This is a genomic window from Thermostilla marina (genome assembly GCF_054657455.1).
Map to the genome: position 1 here is coordinate 1,485,716 of NZ_BAAHYR010000001.1, position 20,413 is coordinate 1,506,128.

Genomic DNA, 20,413 nt, shown 5'->3' on the forward strand with positions numbered 1-20,413 from the left:
GCTCATGACGACGTTGAACATCATCCTGACATTCGCGGCGGTGACGACGCTGTTACTGTCGCTGGCCACGTTCTTTTCCGGCGTGTTCGGCGGCCGCAAACGCGAAGACGATTCCGAGGACGATTTCGTCTACGTGCCGCCCGAAAAGGAGGCCAAAAGCCGCGTCGACGAAGCCTTCTACTTGCTGCTCGAGGCGGCCGGCTCGCAACTGGACCGTCAAACGGCGAGCCTGATCGTCGCCTGCGGCGCGCTGGTCGGTTGTGCCGTACCGCTGATCTTGTTCGAGAATCTTCCCGGGGCGATGGCGGGGACGATTCTGGGAGCGGGTTTGCCGATCTTATGGTGGAAGTTTCGCGCATGGCGTCGCGGACGGGCCTTGCGAAAGGTGCTCCCCGAGGCGCTCGAATACATGGCCGACAGTATTCGCGCCGGGCTGCCGTTGGAGCGTGCCGCACGCATGGTGGCGCAAGAAACCACCGGCCCGCTGAAGCTCGAATTCCAATGGTGCGCTTCGCAACTCGAGTTGGGGTATCCCCCGGTCAGCGTCATGCAGCGAATGGCCCGCCGAATCCCTATTCCTGAATTCCGGATTTTCGCCACGGCCGTGCTGGTGCATCGGAAGACCGGAGGCGATTTGGCCCTGCTGGCGCAGCGGCTGGCTCGATCGGCTCGGGACCGAGCCGAATTCCAAGGTCACGTCGCCGCGGTGACCGCCGGTAGCCGCCTGTCGGTGGTCGGATTGACGGTCGGCACCCTCGTCGCCTTGGGCGTGTTGGGATGGACCCGACCGGAATACCTGGAGCGGTTCCTGAGTCACCCGATCGGTCCCACGTTGTTGATCGTTGCCGCCTGCCTTCAGGTATTGGGCATCGTGTGGGTGTGGCGGATTCTGCAAGTCAAGTACTGAATCGATCGGAAAGCTGCGAGACTTCGACGGCGTCGACCGCTCTGTTACGTAGTCGAATGCCGAATCCATAAAACGTGAGCGAGAAGCGGCAATCATGGTAAACGCGATGAACTTGGCGATGATCGATTTGCAAACGCTTTCGGCTTTGTGGGCCGAATGGGGGCTGTCGATAGCAACCTTCGTCACGGTGGTGTGCGGGGCGTGGCTGGGTATGTGGATCTGGCTCCGCCGTCCGCAACCGAAGACCGAAGACCAAGAGCATCTCAGCCCCGTCCCCTTGGAAGATCCCGACATGGACGACCCGGGGGCGTTCGGACCTTTGACGCCCGCCCTGGCCGCGCAGATTCCCGAATCGGGGAAAGAAACGCGCGAATTCCAGCTCTTGCTGCGGCAGGCCGGTTTGTACCATCCGGCTGCCAAGAATACGATTTACGCCTTACGGTTCTTGCTGTTGTTCACGCCGTTGGTCATTGCCGGAATTTGCGCCGTGCTGGCCGACGATGCCTACACGTGGCACATTTTGATTGTCGGTGCGATCAGCGCGGCGGCGTTGTCGATCATCCCGCGTTTGTACGTGTTCTTCCGCAAACGCTCGCGAATGCAGCAAATTCGAGCCGGATTGCCCGACACGATCGACATGCTCAGCATGTGTGCCACCGGCGGCTTGAGCTTGCTGGAAAGCCTCGACCACGTTGCGGGGCAGCTCGACGCCTATCCGGCTCTGGCCGAAGAACTGCGGATCGTCAAACGCCAGACCGAGGTCGGTAGTCTGAAGATGGCCCTGGCCGATCTCACCCGCCGGGTCGATCTGCCCGAGATTCGACAATTGACGGCGCTTTTGCTTCGTGGGTCGCAGTTGGGTACCCAGTTGGCCGGAAACCTGAACGAACAGGCCGACCATCTGCGAACGGCGATGCGTCAAATGGCGAATACGCGGGCGAACAAGACGCCGGTGAAGCTCGTCTTCCCGATCTTGTTCTGTCTCGCACCGGCGGCATTGATCTTGTTGACGGCTCCGGCCATGCTCGAGCTGCGTGACTTCTTCGTTCCGTCGCCCACTTCGACGACCGCGCCTGCCGGTGCCACCTTCGGCACGAACTCGATTCTGGAGACGATGGACCTGCTCGATCAGCGGGCCGATATCGCTCCCGCCGCGTCGGACAACGCGATGTCCGACAACGCCGGTTGAGACGCTTGCTTCCCCGACTTTTTTCGGTGCGCCTGAACGAAACGGCCGACGGCTTCCCTCGCAATACGGGGAGCGGTCGGCCGTTGTCGGTTTGTCTTTCGAAGCGGTTCGGCGCTCTAGCGATGTCGGCAGCGAACGAGCGACATCAGGGCGAACGCCGTGCCATACGGCTGATGGTAATCGTAGAACGGGTAGTCCCACCATGAACCGTCGCTTTCCTGCTTGTCGAGCAGGATGGTGGCCAGATGGTCTTGGTAGAACGGTCGTTCTTTGGCCGGTAACGCGTCGATGCACAACGCCGCGTAGTAGTGCCCGAAGTAGTAAAAGTAGCCCGCCACCGCGAAATACGATTCGTGCGGCACGGGCCGCTTTCGTCCGATATCGAGCCACAAGTTGCGGGCGAAGAGACGATCCAGCCAGGTCTTCAACACGGCGTCGTTGACCGTCGTATCGCCCCACAACCGCATGGCGATGTTGCACGCCTGCGAGCGGCCGAGACTGCCGCCCGGCTGGTTGACCGGGTGTGCTCCGCTGAGCTTCAGGTACTCACCGTAGCAGTAGCTGTAATCGGGTCGGCGTTGGCGTAAGATCGACGCCGTCGCCCGCTCGACGAGGCGATCGGGGACGTCGACACCGACCTCCTCGGCTTCATGCAACGCGACCAACGCCGCGGCAGTCACGAAGCTGATCGTGGAACTGCCGGGCCGCTGGGTGCGCTGATCGAAATCGTAATACGCCCATCCACCCGACACACACTCGAATCGTTCGAGCATGCCGATTTGTTCCCGCAGCCGTTGCTTGAGGATCGCGATGCGGTTCGGTTCGCCTTCGTGCCGTCGAATCAGCCGGACGAGCGCCTGAATCGAATAGATGTGCGCCCAGTTGTTGTATACGGCGTCGGGGGCGTTGCGCCGTACCCGTGGTAGGAAGTCGACCAGCCACTCTTCTGCGCGGTTCAGCGCCTCGTCGACCTCGTCACGTGGATCGCCGCTTTCGATCAATGCCGAAATGCACAGGCTGGTGACGGCCGTACGGAAGGAGTAGTGCGCGCCCGGCACCGGGGCGAAGATGTTCAACCCCTTCGTCCGTCGCGCCGAGCCCCACGAACCTTCGGGGTTCTGATGCTCCAAAAGGAAATCGACCCCCCGGCGGATCGCCATGTCGATGGCTTTGCGGTCGGGGGCGGGAACCGGCTCGGGTTTCGGGCCTCTTAACGCGTACGGGTTGGCCGGACCGTCGGCCTCGTGCGGCGTGGCGGCGACATCGTCGTGTTTGTCGCCCGATCCGACCTTTTCCTTCTTGGCTGCCGCCTGCGAATAGCCGCATAGAACGAAGGTCAGTACGCCCGCAAATACCAGGCGGCACCAGGCCGAAACTTGCCGCTGCGTGCGGTAGGACACGGTCAGAGTCTCCTTGATAAACACCGGTCGAAACGGGGAGAAACCGGTACCGCCGTCTATTCCTACGGCTTACTGGTGAGAATCACCTCGCCTTCGCGCAGGCCGCGAAGGATTTCGATTTCTTCCCCGGATTGCTCGCCGACCTTGACGTCTCGACGCTGCGGCTTGCCGTCCTCACCGGCGACGTACACGTACTTGGCGCTCGGGTCCAAGTCTTCGCTGAAGACGGCCTTCGACGGAACGACGAGAGCGTCTTCGGCGTAATAGGGCACGAATCGCAGCGAGCACGTCATGGCGGGAACGACCGGCGACTTGAGCGGCAAATCGACCTCGGCCCGCGTTTCGAATTGTCCGGCGCTGATGGGCACATCGGCTGTTTCGGTTACCACGACCGGCAACACGGTGTGCGGATCGATCGTGAGTGTTGCCGTGCCTTCCAGGCCCTTTTCGATCCAGCGACGATCGGCTTCCGACACGGTGAACTGAACGACGTTCGAACGCTCGGGCACGATCGTCATGACGACATCGTTGGCCGTCAGCGTGCCGAGCGGAACCAGCTTGCTCTCCTTCGTCGACGCACCATCCCACTTGCCGTGGGAAAATCGGCCGTAGTACACGATTCCGTCGCACGGCGCGGTGACGACCATCAACTCCCGGTCGGCAACGAGTTCGTCAAGCTTCTTCTTGGCCCGTTCCAAGGCGATTTTCTGTTGTTCAACGGTAATGCGTTGCTGCTGGAGCAACACCGGAAGGCTGATTTGGGAACGTTGCAGCGATACGTCTTGGCGGAATTTGTCGCGTTCCCAGGCCTGATCGTTTCGCGGGAGGTCGAACTCTTGGAACAATTCGTGCCGGCGTTTTGCCAGTTCGTAGTAGAATCGCGCCCGTTCGACGGCCGCACGTTGCCGCTTGAGGATGATCTCCTCCGTTTCCTCGGTCAGGTCGTCGGCCTTGTACATGTTCTCCAATTGGCGGAGTTCTTCTTCTTCATACTCGAGCGATTCACGAGCCGACTTCAGGCTCATCTCGGCGCTACGGATGGACAGCTCGCGGTCCTTTTCCTGGTATTGTTGGTAGTCTTCGGTGAATTGCCGGTGGGCGATTTGGGCCGATTCGAGATCGAAGGGGACGGTGCGTTCCATGATCTTCAGCAGCTCGGTCGCCTCTTTCAGACTCAACTCTTGCGAGGCGAGCGCGAGCTTTTGGTCGGCGATGGCGCGATCGATGGCCTCGGTATCGAGTCGCAGGATGACCTCGCCTTTCCGGACGGAACGACCGTGCGGGACGGCCTCTTCGACCCGCAGCGTGCTCCAGGCCTTGGGGCGGAGCACGATTTCCTCGGCTTCCGCCGGAACGAACGTCGCTTTGTACGATTTGACGATCTTCAGCGTCTTGGACTTGACCGTGTACCGATTCGAACTCGACGAGCTGCTCGAACTCGTCGTGCCCGACGGCTTGCTCGGTTGGGTAGCTTTCTCAGCAGGCTGAGGTTGGGCCGGCTTCTCTTCGGCCGGCTTCTCTGCCTCGGGGGATTTGTCTTCGGCGGGCTTTGCCTCTGCCGTTTCCGGTTTCGCGTCGTCGGCCTGTTCGGCTGCGGGCGCCGAGACCTCCTTTTGGGCCTGCTTTTTCGGTTTGGCGATGGCGGACGTGCCGATCGACAGCACTCCGATCAACGTGGCGACGATCAAACCGTGAAAAACAACGCTACCCAGTCGTGTTGCCCTCTGAGCCATCGATCAGTTTCCTCCCAGGGATACAGAAACAACCGCGCCGACGGACGCGGTAAGACGCGAAAAAGGGTGTGTATTCAACAGTAGTTTGGATTGTGTGCAATGCCAACAAACGGCTCGGAAATGTCATTCCCGACGCCCAACGACACTCTTATGAACACACAAGAACATCGGGCGACGGTTACAACTTCTCCGGAAAAACTTTTCCGGGTTAGCCAATCATCATATCTTTCCTGGGCGTTAGAGTCACGAAATCCGGAATTCTTTTTTGGCGATATTCTGCGGGGATCGGGCCAATTGTCAGGGTTAGATTGGAGTGAATCGGGAAGATTTGCCGATTAGTGCGAGTGTAACGCACTGCGCCGCGTGTGCGCCGTTACGCCGTTTTTCGGCTATACCCGCCCGTGGTGGGGCGGAACGAAGCTGATGGCTCGAGATGAGGCTGGACGAAATGAGCAAATCCACCTCGAAGGGGGAGCAAAAAAGGCACGAACAGGAGCACGCAGGAGATGAACGCCCTGTTCCCGGGGCCCGGTTGGATGCCCCCCACCGCCCGGCGCGCGGGGCTCATCCGCATCAACCTGCGGCCGACGAAATCGAGCCGCCGGTCGAACCTTCAGAGGATGAATTGGAACCCCCCGCCGAATCGCCTGCCGTAGCAGCGCCCCCCGGGCACGAGAGCACGCAAGAGGAGTTTAGCTGGGAAGATCTCGAAGCCCTGACACTCGCCGAAGTCGGAGAAGCCGACGACGTGCGGGCACGGCGTATCCGTACGCAAGCGAAGCAACTTGCCGAATGGTTGCACCGCAGGCAACTGGAAATCGATCGTCGCGAGGCCGAACTGAACGCGCGACTGGCCGAATGGGAAAAGGAGGTCCGCCTCGCGCGAGGCGAACTGTTGCGGCGCGAAGAATCGCTTGCCGAGCGTGAAGAGGAGTTGGCCGGCCGGGAGAAAGAACTGACCGAAAAAGACGCGCAACTCACACGGCAAATCGAGCGACTCGCACTGGCTGAAAACGCCTTGAGCGAAAAATTGCGGGCAGTCGATCGCATGCTCGGCGAGGCCGACCGCCTGGCCGCTGAACAGACCCGCGAACAACGTGAGGAATTGGCGATTCTGCGAGACGAACTCGCCCAACGCGAACACGCTCTCGACACGCGGGAGAAAGCTCTGGCGACCGCCGAGCAAGAGATCGAACGGAAGCGGGCCGAGCTGACCGGCGAAGAGGAAACGGTTCGCAGCCGTCTTGCCGAGCGCGAAGCGCAACTTGCCGCACGCGAAAGGGAATTGGAGCGGCAACAAAATCGGCTCGCCTTCCAACGCCAGCAAATCGACGCGCATCGGGAGGCGTCCGCCGCGCTCGTGCGGAACATGATGCGAGGCGTGCAGACCTATCGCGAGGCGGTTGAACGCGAATTGGCGAAGAAACGGGAGGCGATCTGCGAAACACCGCCGGAACTCGTGAGTCGGGCGGCGGAATTGGAGGCGCGCGAGGCCGAGCTGCGTCGCCGTGAATATGCCTTGGCAAAGCAAGAACGCGAGATGGTCCAGGCCCGCACCCGCTTGGAAGAAAGCCGGCTTCACCTGGATCAATTGCGGCGCGAGCTGATGGAAGATCGCGAACGACAGGAAGAAACCTTGCGGAGCGAGCGACGAAAAATTGCCCTCCAACAGCATCGTGCCCTCGAGGAAATCGAAGCGGCCAAGCGGGAACTCTCACAACGCGCGGCGCAACTGGATCGCACACAGCAACGACTCGAGGCCTTACGCGGCGAATTGCTCGAAATGCATCGGCGCACGCTGGAAACTCAATTGGCCGTGGAAGAGGCCAAAGTGGAGTTGTCGGCTTCCGCGCCGCCTGCCGTGGTCGCACGCAAATTGGCGGCTATTCGGGCTCGCTTGAACGAGCAGTACCGCGCGATTCGGGAGAAGAGTGAAAGCGACTTGCAGAAGATGGCTTTGTTACGGGACGAGTTGCGGGAGCAACTCGAACAGGTGAGGACCGAACGGGCTCGGGCCGAAGAGGAACTCGCGATCCGCGAAGAAGAAATCCTTCGGCGAGCGGACTGGTTCGTGCGACGTGAAGCCGAGCTTGTCGACGAACTGCGCCGTCTGCGGGATCGATTGCAGGAGACCGAGGCCCGATGCCTCGAGTTGGAGGACGAAAAAAAGCGACTCGAGGCCCGGCTTCAGGGCGTCGAGTCGCTGCGTGCGGTCGGTACGTGATTCCGATCAGTCGGAGTCGCAGCAGGGATCAATTGCTGCTGAGAGAGTCGCTTTTCCCTGCCGGCTCAGTTTTTTGCCGCTCGAGGACCATGCGGTTGGCGACCATTACTGCCTGCATCGCTGCTTGCAGTTCGATCGGCGAGAAGTAAGGACGTCGGAGGCCGATCGCCGAACGGATTTCTTTGGCCGCCAGTTCCTGGAAGCTCATGTCGTTGTTCAGGTGCCACGCTGCGGCTTGAGCCACACGTTGCGGGATCTTGCCGGCCGCCATCAGCTTGAGGATCTCAGCCACCTCGGGTTTCTTGGCATAGTCTTCGATCGGGCGGATTTCGTACTTCATTTGGGGCGTCGGATCCGGTTTGCCGTGATCGAGGCAGACGACCGGCACTTTGACTTGGGTGATCTTTTCGGGCGGTACATTCATGAATCCGCCGAAACCGCCACCGCCGTATCCGCCGTAGCCGCCACCGCCGTAGCCGCCCATCCCGCCGAAACCGCCGCCGAATCCTTGTCCGCCGCGACCGCCGTAGCCCCCACCACCGTAGCCGCCACCGCCGTAGCCGCCGAGTTCACCGCCGAGGCCGCCCAGGCCCAACTGTGCCAGGACAGGAACGCCCGCAAAGGCTTGCGGCAAGCCGACGGTAAGCGGCTTGTCGGTCTTGTTCTTGACGATCACCCGGCATTCGGTCGAATCCTTGGGGATCAATTGGACCTCGATTTGGCCCGCCTCAATGGCCTTGAACATGTCGACCGCCGCTTCCGGGGCGGGCCGGTTCTTTTGAGCCGATTGGTCGGCGGCGAATGCCTGCATCCCCACCCCGACCATCAACGCGCTCACCATCAGGCCGATGTGCCGGTAGAACCGTTTCATTGTTTCCTCTCCAGAAAAGAGCAATCTCAGAATACCGCGCCGACCGCGCGAAGTTGGTACAGCGATCTTTGGGCAAACGCCGTGTCGCCCGAGGTATGTGTCGGAATTGCACCGAAAAGCCGCAAAACACACGTCGCCTCGCGCCTTTCCCGAAGGCGGAGGGCGAAGGACATTGTGTAGATTTAGTCTAATTGGGGAGTTTGGAAAAGCCAAGCGGTTTTGGCTGCCGATCGGAGTACCCGTCCCTCTTCCGCAAGGCCGACCGCCATCATGGTGCAGGTTGTTCCAATTATACCGCATTTGCCGGGATACGCGGCACAAAATGTGGTTGGAAATCCCCCATCACACAAGGTTCGACGTTGTCCGACAACCAAAAGTTCCACGGCTCTTCTGGGGGGTGGTCGCGGTGTCGCAAGTTTACCTGAGCGATGTAGCTTTTGGAGCTTACCGGCGTGCTATCATTGACAGACGGTTGCTGCATTCTGTAGACTGCTTCATTTTACGCTTTCACCTGATGGGGGTTTCTCGGGCATCCCGCGGCATGGCCCGCTGAAGCCGAGTAACCAGCTTCGATGCGTCTTGGAGAGGCTCGGAACGTCGGAGGAAACGAACAGAGAATTTCGGAACCGATTCCATCGGTTTCATCTTGCCGGTGAAGGAAATTGTGGTTCGGGAGGGACGAACCGCAACAGGTCGAACGCGTGTTCGAAAACAGGATGGACGAGCCGGGGCGCCGTGCTGCACAGGGGGAACATCGCTCGAGAGAACTTTTGCGACGGGTGAAGCGTACCTTATGCCTGTTGTGGCTGCGTGACGACACTTGCACCTCTTATTCCGGAGAAGGGTTGCCATGAAACTGGTGAACATGATGGAGAACGCGATGCGTCGGCCGCTTGTGCCGGCATCGGCGTTGGCCGTCGCTGCCTCGTTGGGGCTCGGCGGATGGGCGTGGGCCGAGGAATCCGGGGCGGCCGCTCAGGCGGCGACCGGTGGGAGCACGTGGTGGGTGTTCATCTACTGGTTCTTGGCCTTGGCCAGCTCGATCACGGCGCTCTATTTCGCGTGGAAATTCTTCCGCGACATGATGAAGGCGGACGAAGGTACGCCGGAAATGGTCGAGATTGCCGGCTATGTCCGTGAAGGCGCGAATGCTTACTTGTGGCAGCAATACAAGGTGGTGGCGATCTTCTTCGTCGTCATCGTCATACTTTTGGCAATCGCGGCGTTCGGTTTGCATGCGCAAAGCACCTGGGTACCGTTTGCCTTCCTCACAGGTGGCTTTTTCTCGGGCTTGGCGGGTTGGTGCGGCATGAAAACCGCCACCTGGGCAAGCAGCCGAACCGCCGCGGGTTGCCGGAAGTCGTTGAACCAGGGCTTGCAGGTGGCTTTCCGAAGCGGGGCCGTCATGGGGTTGACGGTCGTCGGCCTCGGGCTGTTGGACATCTGCCTTTGGTTTGCCATCCTTTACTGGGTCGTGAACATGTTCGGCGTGACGATGTCGCTCGAACAGATCACGGTGACCATGCTTTGCTTCGGGATGGGGGCGAGTAGCCAAGCGTTGTTCGCGCGTGTCGGCGGCGGTATCTTCACCAAGGCGGCCGACGTCGGTGCCGACCTCGTCGGTAAGGTGGAAGCCGGGATTCCCGAAGACGACAAGCGGAACCCCGCCACGATCGCCGACAACGTGGGCGACAACGTGGGCGACGTCGCCGGAATGGGGGCCGACCTGTACGAATCGTATTGCGGTTCCGTGTTGGCCACCGCCGCGTTGGGCGTGGCGGCATTTGCTTCCGGTGAACTGATTCCGCAGTCGGTTCTCGAAACGATCAAGTCGCCCGAAGCGCTGGCAAGCGTCAAGATCAACTACCAGTTGGCGGCGATGTTCCTGCCGATCGTGTTGGCGGGCATCGGTATCCTGCTGTCGATCGTGGGAATCTATGCCGTCCGCACTGAAGAAGATGCCACCCAAGGCGCGCTGTTGAAGGCGCTCGGCCGCGGGATCAACCTGTCGACGATCCTGGTCGTATTGGCTTCGTTCGTGTTCACCTATTTCCTGATGCCGGCCTTCATGTCGGTGTCGGTCAGCGTGATCGTGGGTTTGGTGGCTGGTTGGTTGATCGGTAAGTGGACCGAGTACGCCACCAGCGACGAATACACGCCCACCAAGAAGCTGGCCGATCAAGCGTTGACCGGTCCGGCGACGGTAATCATCGGCGGTATTGCCGACGGTATGAAGAGCACGTGGGTGCCGGTGTTGGTCGTGTGCGTCGCGACGTTGGCGGCCTTCGGCTTCGCAACGCAAGGTCACTTCAATGACGTGAGTTGGTTCGCGATGGGCCTTTACGGGGTCGGTATCGCCGCCGTCGGTATGCTCAGCACGCTGGGCATCACGCTGGCGACCGACGCTTATGGTCCGATTGCCGACAACGCCGGTGGAAATGCCGAGATGGCCGGGCTCGAACCGGAGGTTCGGGAAAAGACCGATGCCCTCGACAGCTTGGGGAATACGACCGCGGCGACCGGAAAGGGATTCGCCATCGGTTCGGCGGCGTTGACTGCGTTGGCTCTGTTGGCCGCCTATGTCGAAGAAGTCCGGATGGGCTTCGAGCGTTGGGGCCATTCGGCGATGGAATCGGTCGACGAGGCCGGTTTCTACAAGCTCAGCGACAAGTTCGTCGCCGAAGTTCGCACCGAGGGCGAAGGCGAAGACATCAAGAAAGAGATCTTCGGTTACCTCGTCTTCCCGAGCTTCGTGGCGAATCCTGAGATTGCCGACGATTGGGCGAAGATCGATGCGACCGCCGGGCCGGCGAAGCTTCCCGAAGATATGTTCGAGAAAGTCGTCGTCGGCGAAGGCGCGTTGCAGAAGGATCGCGTTCAGTTCACGAAGACGAAAGATGCTTTGGTGCGGGTGGATCGCGCCACGATGCCCGATTTCGCCAATTACTATGAAGCCCACTTGATGAACCCGAAGGTTCTTGTGGGCGTGTTGCTCGGGGCGATGGCGGCGTTCGTCTTCTGTGCCATGACGATGAAGGCCGTCGGTCGTGCCGCCAACAAGATGGTCGAAGAAGTCCGGCGCCAGTTCCGCGAGAAGCCCGGCATCATGGAAGGAACCGAAAAGCCGGATTACGCGACGCCGGTGAAGATCAGCACGCAGGCGGCTCAGTACGAAATGATCGTCCCGTCGGTATTGGGCTTGGTGACGCCCGTCGCCACCGCTCTGGTACTCGGCGTGGCGGGTGTGTTGGGCCTGCTGATGGGTGCTTTGGCGACCGGCTTCTGCATGGCGGTGTTCATGGCGAACGCCGGTGGTACGTGGGACAACGCCAAGAAGTACATCGAGCGCGGTGCCCACGGCGGTAAGGGGACCGATGCCCACAAGGCCGCCGTCGTCGGCGACACCGTGGGTGATCCCTTCAAAGACACCAGCGGTCCCAGCTTGAACATCCTCATCAAGTTGATGAGCATGGTCAGCGTCGTGGTGGCCGGTTTGGCCGTCCGCTACAGCCTCGCGGCGCTCGGCTGGTTCTGATGCGAGCGCACACGCGAGCTTTCGCGTACGCGGTATGAATACTTGAAGCGGGATCCCGACGATCCCCGGAACGCGACGCCCCTCGAAGCTGTAAGGCTCGAGGGGCTTTTTGTGTGCGCGACTTCAAGTTGCGCCGCCTTTCGCCGAAGCGGACGCTCGCGTCGACCCAGCCTGACCGATGATGCGGCCGGTGAAGGGGCCTTCATGCGTAGGCGGTGTTTTGATTGCGTTTACGCCCTCGCCGTGGTATAGTGAGGCGGGGGGGATGTGCCGTGACGTGGAAAGACGGAACTTCGTCGGTCGCTGGGGAGCAAGCATCTATGCGCATCCGCACACTCGGTTGGGTTGTTCTCGGGATTGGGGCGGTGACCGTGCCGATGGCCGCGGTCGGGCAGGGGGCGGAATTCCCTCCGCCGGACAAGTTGCCCGTTGTCGCGGGGGATTATCCTCGCGTGTTTTTCTTCCGACAGTCGGAATCGTTCGCCCGCGGGAAACGCATGCCCTACGACACGTGGGATGCGTGTTTCAGCCGCTTGATGGGCATCATGGGGAAGACACTCGACGAAGAAATTCCGGGTACGATTCCCGACAACATCGAGTATTTCACCCGTTTCAAGCAACGCCATCCGGAACAGGCGGTGTTGCTTCATTACAACGGGAACGCCCGCGATCCGCGGTTCGAGCGCGATGCGTTTTTCGCCGGGCATTGGTTGTACCATGTAGGATCGACGATCCTGAGTGACGTGCCGGCCGAAGAAGGGGAAACGGTCATCCGCGTGGCCGACCCTTCGTTGTATCGGACGAACATGGGGCGGTATCGCGACAAGAACGAAGATATCGGCCTGTGCGAATTGGATGAGCACGGACGTCCGAACTGGTTTCACGCCGAACAAGTGCAACTGGTAGCCGTCGACGTCGAAAACAAGACGATCACCGTTCGCCGGGGATGTTACGGGACGAAACCTCGGGCTTTCGCGGCAGGGAAGGCCTATGCCGCGGCACACGCAACGGAGGGACCGTGGGGCAGACGGTCGAATCTGCTGTGGTTCTACAACTACGCAACCTGCTGTCCCAAGGACTCTCAAGGGCGCACGTGCTGGCAAGTGCATGCACAAGACGTAGCCGACCGTTTTGCGCCGTCGGGCGAACTGGCAGCCTTCGACGGGTTGGAATTCGACGTGCTGGCCTTCCGACGCAGCGGTGGAAATCGGCCGTTGGATTGCAACGCCGACGGAATCGGTGACGACGGCATTTTCGACGGCGTCAACCTGTACGGTCTGGGCGTGATCCGTTTTCTCGAGGAGCTCCGACGGCGGATGGGTGAAGACAAGCTCATCATGGCCGACGGACAGCAGCAAGACAATGGTCAACGCGGCTTCAGCATCCTCAACGGGATCGAAAGCGAAGGCTTCCCGCACTTGTCGGACCATGAAATTGAAGACTGGTCCGGTGCCTTGAATCGGCACGCCTATTGGGCGGCCTTTTCACGCTCGCCGGTATTCAACTACATCAACCACAAGTTCGTGGCGCCGGGTGAGAATCCGGGAGAACACTACAATCCGGATCTGCCGTGGGGGCGTCATCGGCTTTCGTTTGCCGCGGCAATGTTTACCGACGCGGCCGTCTGTTTTTCGTACACGCCGCCGCGGGGTGACTCGAAATTTCCGATCGCCGTGTGGGACGAGTTTTGGGCGGGCAAAGAGCGGCGGTTGGGATGGCTGGGTAAACCGCTTGGGCCGGCCAAGACGCTCGCAATCGAGTCACCGAATTTGCTGGACACTCTCAAGCAGCCGGGACCGGAGGGCATGACCTCGGTGGCGTTTCCGGTGGAACTGTCCGGCGCCGAGGGCGCGAAGGACATCGGCCGCACGATCGAGTTTCAGCTCTACGGAGAAGACCTGTACTTCCAGATGACGGCCTCGTCTGACCCGCTTGCGGGCTATCCGGCGTCGATGGCCCGGTTTGTGAAAGTTCGCCTGCGTTCGCCGAGTGATGTGATGCGGCCGGAGACTTTGGATTCGGCGATGATGCAGTTGCGGGGCGAATCACCCAAGCCCTTGGATCGAGAAACCGGAGCGTCGTTGCGTTGGTCGGGACCCACGACCTTGGGCGGAAAGACGTTGCCCGCCTTTGCGGCGCATCCTCCGTACAAGACCAAGAAAGGCTCGGTTTGGTGGACATCGACCGTGTACGTTCGCCCGGGGGGCCGGCTGCATTTCGCGACCGGGATGGGCGAGCGGGCTCCGGGGCGCAGCGACGGCGTCGTGTTTCGCATCGAAGCACGCCCGATAGTGGGCGGTGCCGAATCCACGTCGCTCGGGCAGGCAACCGTCCTGTTCGAGCAAAACCAGGTTGCCTCCCGGTGGGAGGAGCACGACATCCCGCTTGCAGAGAAGTTGGGCGCCGCCTCGGTAGGAAAAACCTACGAGCTGCGGTTCATCGCCGATTGTGGGCCGAACGACAACGCGACCACCGACCATGCGTACTGGGGCGATGTTTGGGTGGGGACCTCGGCCCCCTTGCGTCTGTCTCGCCGCTCGGCCGAACACGGCGCTTGGGTGGGGCGGACGCCTTTTACGTCCGGATTCTATTTTCGTGGGTTGAAGCCCGGTCGGTACGCCTTGGAAATCACGTTCGAGGGCGCCGAGAAGGTCGTCATTCACGATATGTCGCTCCACGCAGCGCCGGATGCCAGGTACCGGCGCTTCGAAGGGGGGATTGTGTTGGCGAATCCGTCACTGCATCCGGTCGTGTTCGACTTGGAAAAGATCGCTCCCGGCGTGCGTTATCGCCGGATCAGTGGAACACCGGGGCAGGATCCGGAAACGAACAATGGGCAACCGGTCGGTTCGACCGTGACCTTGCCCGCCTTGGATGCGTTGTTCTTGGAGGTCGCCGACGAGTGACCATCGTCGGGTGGACGGTCGTTTCGCAGGCCTCCGGAGTACGAAAAGAGGGCGTTCTACGTCACGCGTTTCACACGTCGAAGGAGGTGGGCCATGAAACGATTCTCGGTCTTGTCGGTTGCGTTGGGGGTGATCGTCTCGGCACTGGCGAGCGGATGCTCCTCGGTGCATTCGTCGAAACCGATCGGTCTCGAGCCGGTGACGCTGCAACCGGAGGAATGGGAAGGTACCTGGCAAATCGTCGGTTCCGCCGGAGTCTTGACGGCACGCGTCAAGAACGCCGAAAAAGGCGAGCTGGAACTGGCCTCGATCAGTGAGGAAGACGGCAAATTCAAACTATCGACGGTCGCATGTTCGATCCGGAAGACCGACGACACCGTTTTCGCCAACCTGTACGACGCCGAGTCGTCGAAGTACTTGTGGGTCCAACTCAAAAAGGACGACGATCGGGTGGTGTGCTGGGTGCCCGACTATGATCGGATCGCGCCGTTGGTCGAGCAAAATCGGCTTCCGGCGACTCACGACAAGGACAACCGAACGATCGTGTTGGGCGAGTTGAATGCCGATCAGCAGCGGTTGTTGGTCGATCCGGAGCGACCTCCGTGCGTGCATTGGCAAGATCCGATCGTACTCGTTCGGCTGGGAAACAAATAGCGCACGACCCGCGTGAGAGATCGACGCTTGGGAAAAGACACCGAAGAACGAGCGCGCATTGCGAAAGGTAGGGGGATGTCTGCTTACCAAATGTGGGTGGTGGGGATCGTCGGAGGGCTCATCTGCGGCATACCGATGTTCGGCAATGAGTTGTCGGCGCCGGTGGATCGACGACCGAACGTGGTCGTCATCTTGGTCGACGACATCGGGTATGCCGAGTTCGGCTTTCAAGGGGCGACCGACTATCGCACTCCCAACAGCGATCGGTTGGCCGCCCAAGGCGTTCGCTTCACGCAAGGATACGTGACGGCGCCCTATTGCAGCCCTTCCCGAGCGGGTTTGTTGACGGGACGCTACCAAACACGATTCGGTCACGAACTAAACCCTGTGGGCGAAGGGAACCTGTCGCCCGAGGCCGGTTTGCCGCTGACCGAACGGACGTTTGCCGACGTGTTCAAAACCGCCGGATACGCGACGGCCTGCATCGGTAAGTGGCATTTGGGCGGCTTGCCCGAGTATCATCCGCAAAAACGGGGCTTCGACGTCTTTTTCGGCTTCTTACACGAAGGCCACTATTATGTCCCCGACGATGTCGAATCGATCGTAAATCATTTTCGGCCGGTCGAGCCGCCGTACAACGAACACAATCCGTTGTTGCGTGGGACGACTGTGGTCGACCGCTTCGAATACTTGACCGAAGCCTTCTCGCGTGAGGCATGTGCTTTCATTCGGAAACACGCCGATCGGCCTTTCTTCCTGTACTTGGCGTACAATGCGTGTCACAGCCCGATGCAGGCGACGCCCGAATGGTTCGAAAAGTACGCCGACATCGAAGATCCCCATCGGCGTGTGTTTGCCGCGATGATGGGCGCGCTCGATCGAGGGATCGGTGACGTGCTGCGGACGCTTGCCGAATCGGGCCTCGACGAACGGACGTTGGTCGTCTTGCTCAGTGACAACGGCGGTCCCGTCAAGGAGTTGACTTCGCGCAACGATCCCTTGCGAGGCGGCAAAGGGCAATTGTGGGAAGGCGGTATTCGAATTCCCTTTGTCATACGATGGAAGGGCGTACTGCCAGCGGGAACGGTTTACCGGCACCCGGTGATTTCGACCGACATCCTGCCCACGGCGTCGGCGGCCGCGGGCATTTCCGCACACGACGGGATCGCGTTCGACGGCGTCGATCTGCTGCCGTACTTGCAAGGACGAACCGAGGGACGGCCGCACGAGACGTTGTATTGGCGTTACGGGGAAAACATTGCGTTACGGCACGGCGATTGGAAGCTCGTTCGTCAGCGGGAACGGGGCAACGGCTCGCCCCGTTTCCAATTGTTCGATCTGGCTGCCGATCTCGGCGAAACGACCGACCTTTCGGAAGCCCGTGCCGAGGTCGCGGAACGCCTGAAGGCGATCTTGGACGAACTCGATGCGCAAATGGTGCCGCCCCGATACGTCCGAAAACGATGAATCCGCCGGTAACACCCGATTCGTTTTCTAGAAAGAGCATCGAGATGGCTCGCTACGATCGACGTACTTTCTTACTGGCGGGGGGAACGCTTGCGGCTTCGGCCGGAGGCTGGGGCGTTTACCCTTTGCAGTCGAGCAGGGCAGAGGGGCTCCCCTCGGTTACCGGCTCCACGGTACCCCGCGATCTCAAGGCGGGAATCTACGTGATCTGGTATCCGCACGACGAGCGGGCCGACACGTACCTTGGACAACCGTACGTCCGAGGAGGCCAGATCGTCCTGCAATGGGCCGAAGTCGAGCCGGAACCCGGGCGATACGTCTTCGACCGCATCGGCGACGATTTGGCCGACTTCGCGCGACGGGGGCAGTACACGACCCTGCAAATCAATGGGAACCGCAAACCCGCGTGGCTTTACGAACGGGTGCCTTACCTGAACGAGCGGCTTTCCGTCCAAATCAACGATCCGGTGACGTTGATGTACTGGCACCCGGCGCATCGTGACGCCTATTTGGCGATGATTCGCGAATTGGGAAAGTATCTCGACGGCACGGCCCACGGCGATCGGCTTCTGGGAATTCGCATGAACTTCAACGCCCTGGGGACGGAACACCACCACGTTCCGAAGGAATATGCCCGGGCCGACCGATGGACCTTTCCGGCCGTTTGTGACCGCGCGGACGCCGTCGATTGGACCAAGGAAGTCGACGAAGATTATCTGACGGCGGTCGTCGACACGTATGTCGACACGTTCCGCCAAAGGGCGCGAATCTTTGTCCGCAATACGATTTCCGATTCGCTCGAAGCGAAATACCGACGTTTATTCGAGAATGGAACGCTGAGCTGGTTTCACACGTCGAGCGAGGTCGAACCGCGGGCGGGATGGGCGGAGAAAAAATACCTGCGGTTCTATCGCGACTGCCGGTCGGGAAAGACCACCGCCTACGCAGAACCGTGGGCCTCGGCATGGGGCCACCACGGCGGCCAGACTGATTCGCGTTGGTGTAGTCCGGCCCAGTGGTTCTATTGGCGAATCCTGTTCGATCTTCATTGCGGTGTGTCGTATCTCGCGCTGTACGCCACCGATTTGCGAGTAGCGATCGATGGAACCTATGCCGCCGGCGGCGTTCATGTGGAAGACGCCGCCTTGCAACGCGAATTTCAGGCTGCGGTACGTTTTGCCGAAAAATACGTCGGCTATCATGCCGATCCGGCACACAGTCCCGGCGCTTGGGTTGCCTTCCGCGAAAACGACGTCGTAAGGGCCGAAAACGGCATCTCCGAGGAGGCTCGCCGACTCGAGATGTTCACCGGCAACTACGATTTTCTGGCTCGCACGGTCGCCGACGCGGCCTCGGGTGTCCGCGCATTCAACCAAGGGCCCGACAGCGAACGCTTTGGGGCGTTTGCGAAGACGTTTCGTGCCGGTGAGACGGTCCGCGTCGAAATCGATCGGCGTTTCGTACAGTCGTTGTCCGATTCTGCGGCACTGAACGTGGTCGTGCTCGACACGCCCGGCCTGAATCTAGCGCTGCGATGCGGCGGCAAGCTGTTTTCGATCCGCGGCAAAGGGACCGGACGTTGGATGCGATCGCGTTGGACGATTGCCGCTTCCGATCTGCAAAGAGCAAAAGGGATCGTGGAAGCCGTTCCGCAGGGAAACACGGCCACACTCCACATGATCGAAGTAGAACGCGGCTGAGACCCCATTACGCCAACGGCATTTTGAACTCGGCACCGGGGACCTCGCGGACGAATCGAGGCACGGCGTAGCCGGGGAGTCGTTGCCGCAATTCACGCACTATAGCGCGGCCGAGCTCTTCCGGCGTGTCGAAGTGTGCGGCACCCGAAACACGATCGAGTTGATGGAGGTAGTAAGGTATTGCCCTCAGGTCGACCAGTTTTTCGAACAGATCGGTGAGCACATCGGCCGAATCGTTGATCCCTCGCAGGAGGACCGTTTGGGTCAGTACGGGTATGCCGTTATCGATCAAGGCGGCGAGGGCGGCGGTCACCTCGGTATCGATTTCTGCGGGATGGTTTACGTGAACCGCGACGAAACAGGCCGGGCGTGCCCTTCGCAGTATGTCGATCAGCTCGGGGGTCACCCGCGATGGGATGACGATCGGCATTCGCGTGTGGATTCGAATTCGTCGTAAGTGTCGGATCTGCGAAGCGTTACGAATGAGTTTCGCCAAAGTGGAATCGTCGGCGGTCAACGGTTCGCCGCCGCTTAGAATGACTTCATGGATCGACGGATCGTCGGCGATTGCGGCCCACGGCGAGTCGGAGACCGGCCCTGTGTGATCGGCGTCGAGCCGGGAAACCGAGGGGGTGAAGTGCCGCCGGAAGCAATAGCGGCAATGGACGGGACAGCCCCGAGTTAGTACGATGAGGGATCGGTTTCGGTACTTTTGGAGCAACCCGGGCGACCGGCAGGCCTCGCGCTCGTCGAGCGGGTCGATCGTGTAGCCCTCGACCGATTCGAGTTCTTCGGGCACCGGAAGCACCTGGCGCAGCAGGGGGTCGTTTGGATCACCGGGCCGCATTCGGCGCACGAACGGGCGAGGAACGAGAAGCCGAAAACCGCCGTCGGCACGACGGGCCGCCTCGGCCAAGGTTTCGGGCAGACGGAGTTCCCGGCACAGTACCGCAGGATCGGTGATCGCTGCCGCGATTTCGCGTTTCCACGTTGGAGTGCGCGGTAGATCGGCTTTGTCGGCGTTTCGATTGCCCGGCGGAGTCCAGATGAACGATCGCATCGGCGGGAGCTTTCGGACCTCGAAGGTTGCGTCGTAGGGTTTCCGGTTCATCATAGGCCGAACCGCCGCGGGCGAACACCGAGACCGCCCCACGAATCGAGACACGGGCGACGGGACCGGCGAACTCGCCGTGTATCCCCGCCAGGGACAAAGTTGGAAACACATCAGGACACAAAGGAACAGTTCAGTCGTGGCCACCTACAACACCAGCGAATTCCGGAAAGGGCTCAAGGTCCAACTCGATGGTGAACCCTACCTGATGATCGAGTGCAACTTCGTCAAGCCGGGGAAGGGGCAGGCGTTGTACAAGTGCAAACTCAAGAACCTCATCCGGCAGACGGTGATCGACCGCACGTACAAGAGCGGCGACAGCATCGAGGCGGCCGATGTCGAAGAGATCGATGCCCAATATCTGTACCGGCAGGCCGATACGTTCGTCTTCATGGACAACAACACGTACGAGCAATACGAGCTGACCAAAGACCAGGTAGACGATGCCTGGAAGTATCTCAAGGAAGGAATGGTGTGCTCGATGGTGTTGTTCAACGGCAATCCGATTTCGGTCACGCCGCCGAACCATGTCGTCTTGAAGGTCGAGTACTGCGAGCCCGGGGCAAAGGGGAATACGGCGACGAACGTGACCAAGCCGTGTACGGTCGAGACGGGCGCCGAAATTCTCGTGCCCGCCTTCATCAACATCGGCGACCTGATCAAGGTCGATACCCGTACCGGCGATTACATCGAACGCGTCAAAGAGTGACATCGAC

At 60.6% G+C, this 20,413-nt stretch carries 13 protein-coding genes; 9 read left to right on the forward strand and 4 right to left on the reverse strand.

Features of this window, described 5'->3' with window-relative positions:
* Nucleotides 1-4: 4 nt before the first annotated feature.
* Both ACYQ2I_RS05320 and ACYQ2I_RS05325 read left to right on the forward strand, forming a co-directional pair.
* A complete protein-coding gene (locus ACYQ2I_RS05320) occupies nt 5-907 on the forward strand; it encodes a type II secretion system F family protein (RefSeq protein WP_460165961.1) in 903 nt (300 codons plus the stop codon).
* A 94-nt stretch (nt 908-1,001) separates the two neighbouring features.
* Complete coding sequence (locus tag ACYQ2I_RS05325; protein ID WP_460165962.1) at nt 1,002-2,096, forward strand: type II secretion system F family protein; 1,095 nt, start codon at nt 1,002-1,004, stop codon at nt 2,094-2,096.
* 116 nt (nt 2,097-2,212) lie between these two features.
* On the opposite strand, the gene ACYQ2I_RS05330 is transcribed toward ACYQ2I_RS05325, so the two are convergent.
* Together ACYQ2I_RS05330 and ACYQ2I_RS05335 are read right to left on the reverse strand one after the other, a co-directional pair.
* Nucleotides 2,213-3,496: a prenyltransferase/squalene oxidase repeat-containing protein gene (locus ACYQ2I_RS05330; RefSeq protein WP_460165963.1), complete on the reverse strand. Its 1,284-nt coding sequence runs from the start codon at nt 3,494-3,496 to the stop codon at nt 2,213-2,215.
* Nucleotides 3,497-3,558: 62 nt separating this feature from the next.
* A complete protein-coding gene (locus tag ACYQ2I_RS05335) occupies nt 3,559-5,229 on the reverse strand; it encodes an efflux RND transporter periplasmic adaptor subunit (protein ID WP_460165964.1) in 1,671 nt (556 codons plus the stop codon).
* Nucleotides 5,230-5,677: 448 nt separating this feature from the next.
* Between ACYQ2I_RS05335 and ACYQ2I_RS05340 the strand changes: the two genes are divergently transcribed.
* A complete protein-coding gene (locus ACYQ2I_RS05340) occupies nt 5,678-7,453 on the forward strand; it encodes a coiled-coil domain-containing protein (protein ID WP_460165965.1) in 1,776 nt (591 codons plus the stop codon).
* Between the two features lie 28 nt (nt 7,454-7,481).
* Here the strand turns inward: ACYQ2I_RS05340 and ACYQ2I_RS05345 are convergent, their stop codons facing one another.
* Nucleotides 7,482-8,324 (reverse strand): hypothetical protein, encoded by an 843-nt coding sequence (locus ACYQ2I_RS05345; RefSeq protein WP_460165966.1) that lies wholly within the window; start codon nt 8,322-8,324, stop codon nt 7,482-7,484.
* Nucleotides 8,325-9,174: 850 nt separating this feature from the next.
* Here ACYQ2I_RS05345 and ACYQ2I_RS05350 point away from each other — a divergent pair.
* The 5 genes from ACYQ2I_RS05350 (at nt 9,175) to ACYQ2I_RS05370 (ending at nt 18,586) form a co-directional block, all read left to right on the forward strand.
* Entirely contained in the window at nt 9,175-11,859 is a 2,685-nt protein-coding gene (locus tag ACYQ2I_RS05350; RefSeq protein WP_460165967.1) for a sodium-translocating pyrophosphatase, read from the forward strand.
* A gap of 320 nt (nt 11,860-12,179) precedes the next feature.
* The gene (locus ACYQ2I_RS05355) at nt 12,180-14,765 is read left to right on the forward strand and encodes a hypothetical protein (protein ID WP_460165968.1); all 2,586 of its coding nucleotides are present in this window, start codon (nt 12,180-12,182) and stop codon (nt 14,763-14,765) included.
* Nucleotides 14,766-14,858: 93 nt separating this feature from the next.
* On the forward strand, nt 14,859-15,419 hold the full coding sequence (locus ACYQ2I_RS05360; protein ID WP_460165969.1) for a hypothetical protein: 561 nt from the start codon (nt 14,859-14,861) through the stop codon (nt 15,417-15,419).
* Nucleotides 15,420-15,494: 75 nt separating this feature from the next.
* Nucleotides 15,495-16,886 (forward strand): sulfatase, encoded by a 1,392-nt coding sequence (locus ACYQ2I_RS05365; protein WP_460165970.1) that lies wholly within the window; start codon nt 15,495-15,497, stop codon nt 16,884-16,886.
* 44 nt (nt 16,887-16,930) lie between these two features.
* Nucleotides 16,931-18,586, forward strand: coding sequence for a hypothetical protein (locus tag ACYQ2I_RS05370; RefSeq protein ID WP_460165971.1), 1,656 nt, complete (start codon nt 16,931-16,933; stop codon nt 18,584-18,586).
* Between the two features lie 7 nt (nt 18,587-18,593).
* Here the strand turns inward: ACYQ2I_RS05370 and epmB are convergent, their stop codons facing one another.
* On the reverse strand, nt 18,594-19,646 hold the full coding sequence (gene epmB, locus ACYQ2I_RS05375; RefSeq protein WP_460165972.1) for an EF-P beta-lysylation protein EpmB: 1,053 nt from the start codon (nt 19,644-19,646) through the stop codon (nt 18,594-18,596).
* Nucleotides 19,647-19,836: 190 nt separating this feature from the next.
* On the opposite strand from epmB, the gene efp reads away from it, so the two are divergent.
* On the forward strand, nt 19,837-20,406 hold the full coding sequence (gene efp / locus ACYQ2I_RS05380; protein ID WP_460165973.1) for an elongation factor P: 570 nt from the start codon (nt 19,837-19,839) through the stop codon (nt 20,404-20,406).
* The last annotated feature ends 7 nt before the right edge of the window (nt 20,407-20,413 follow it).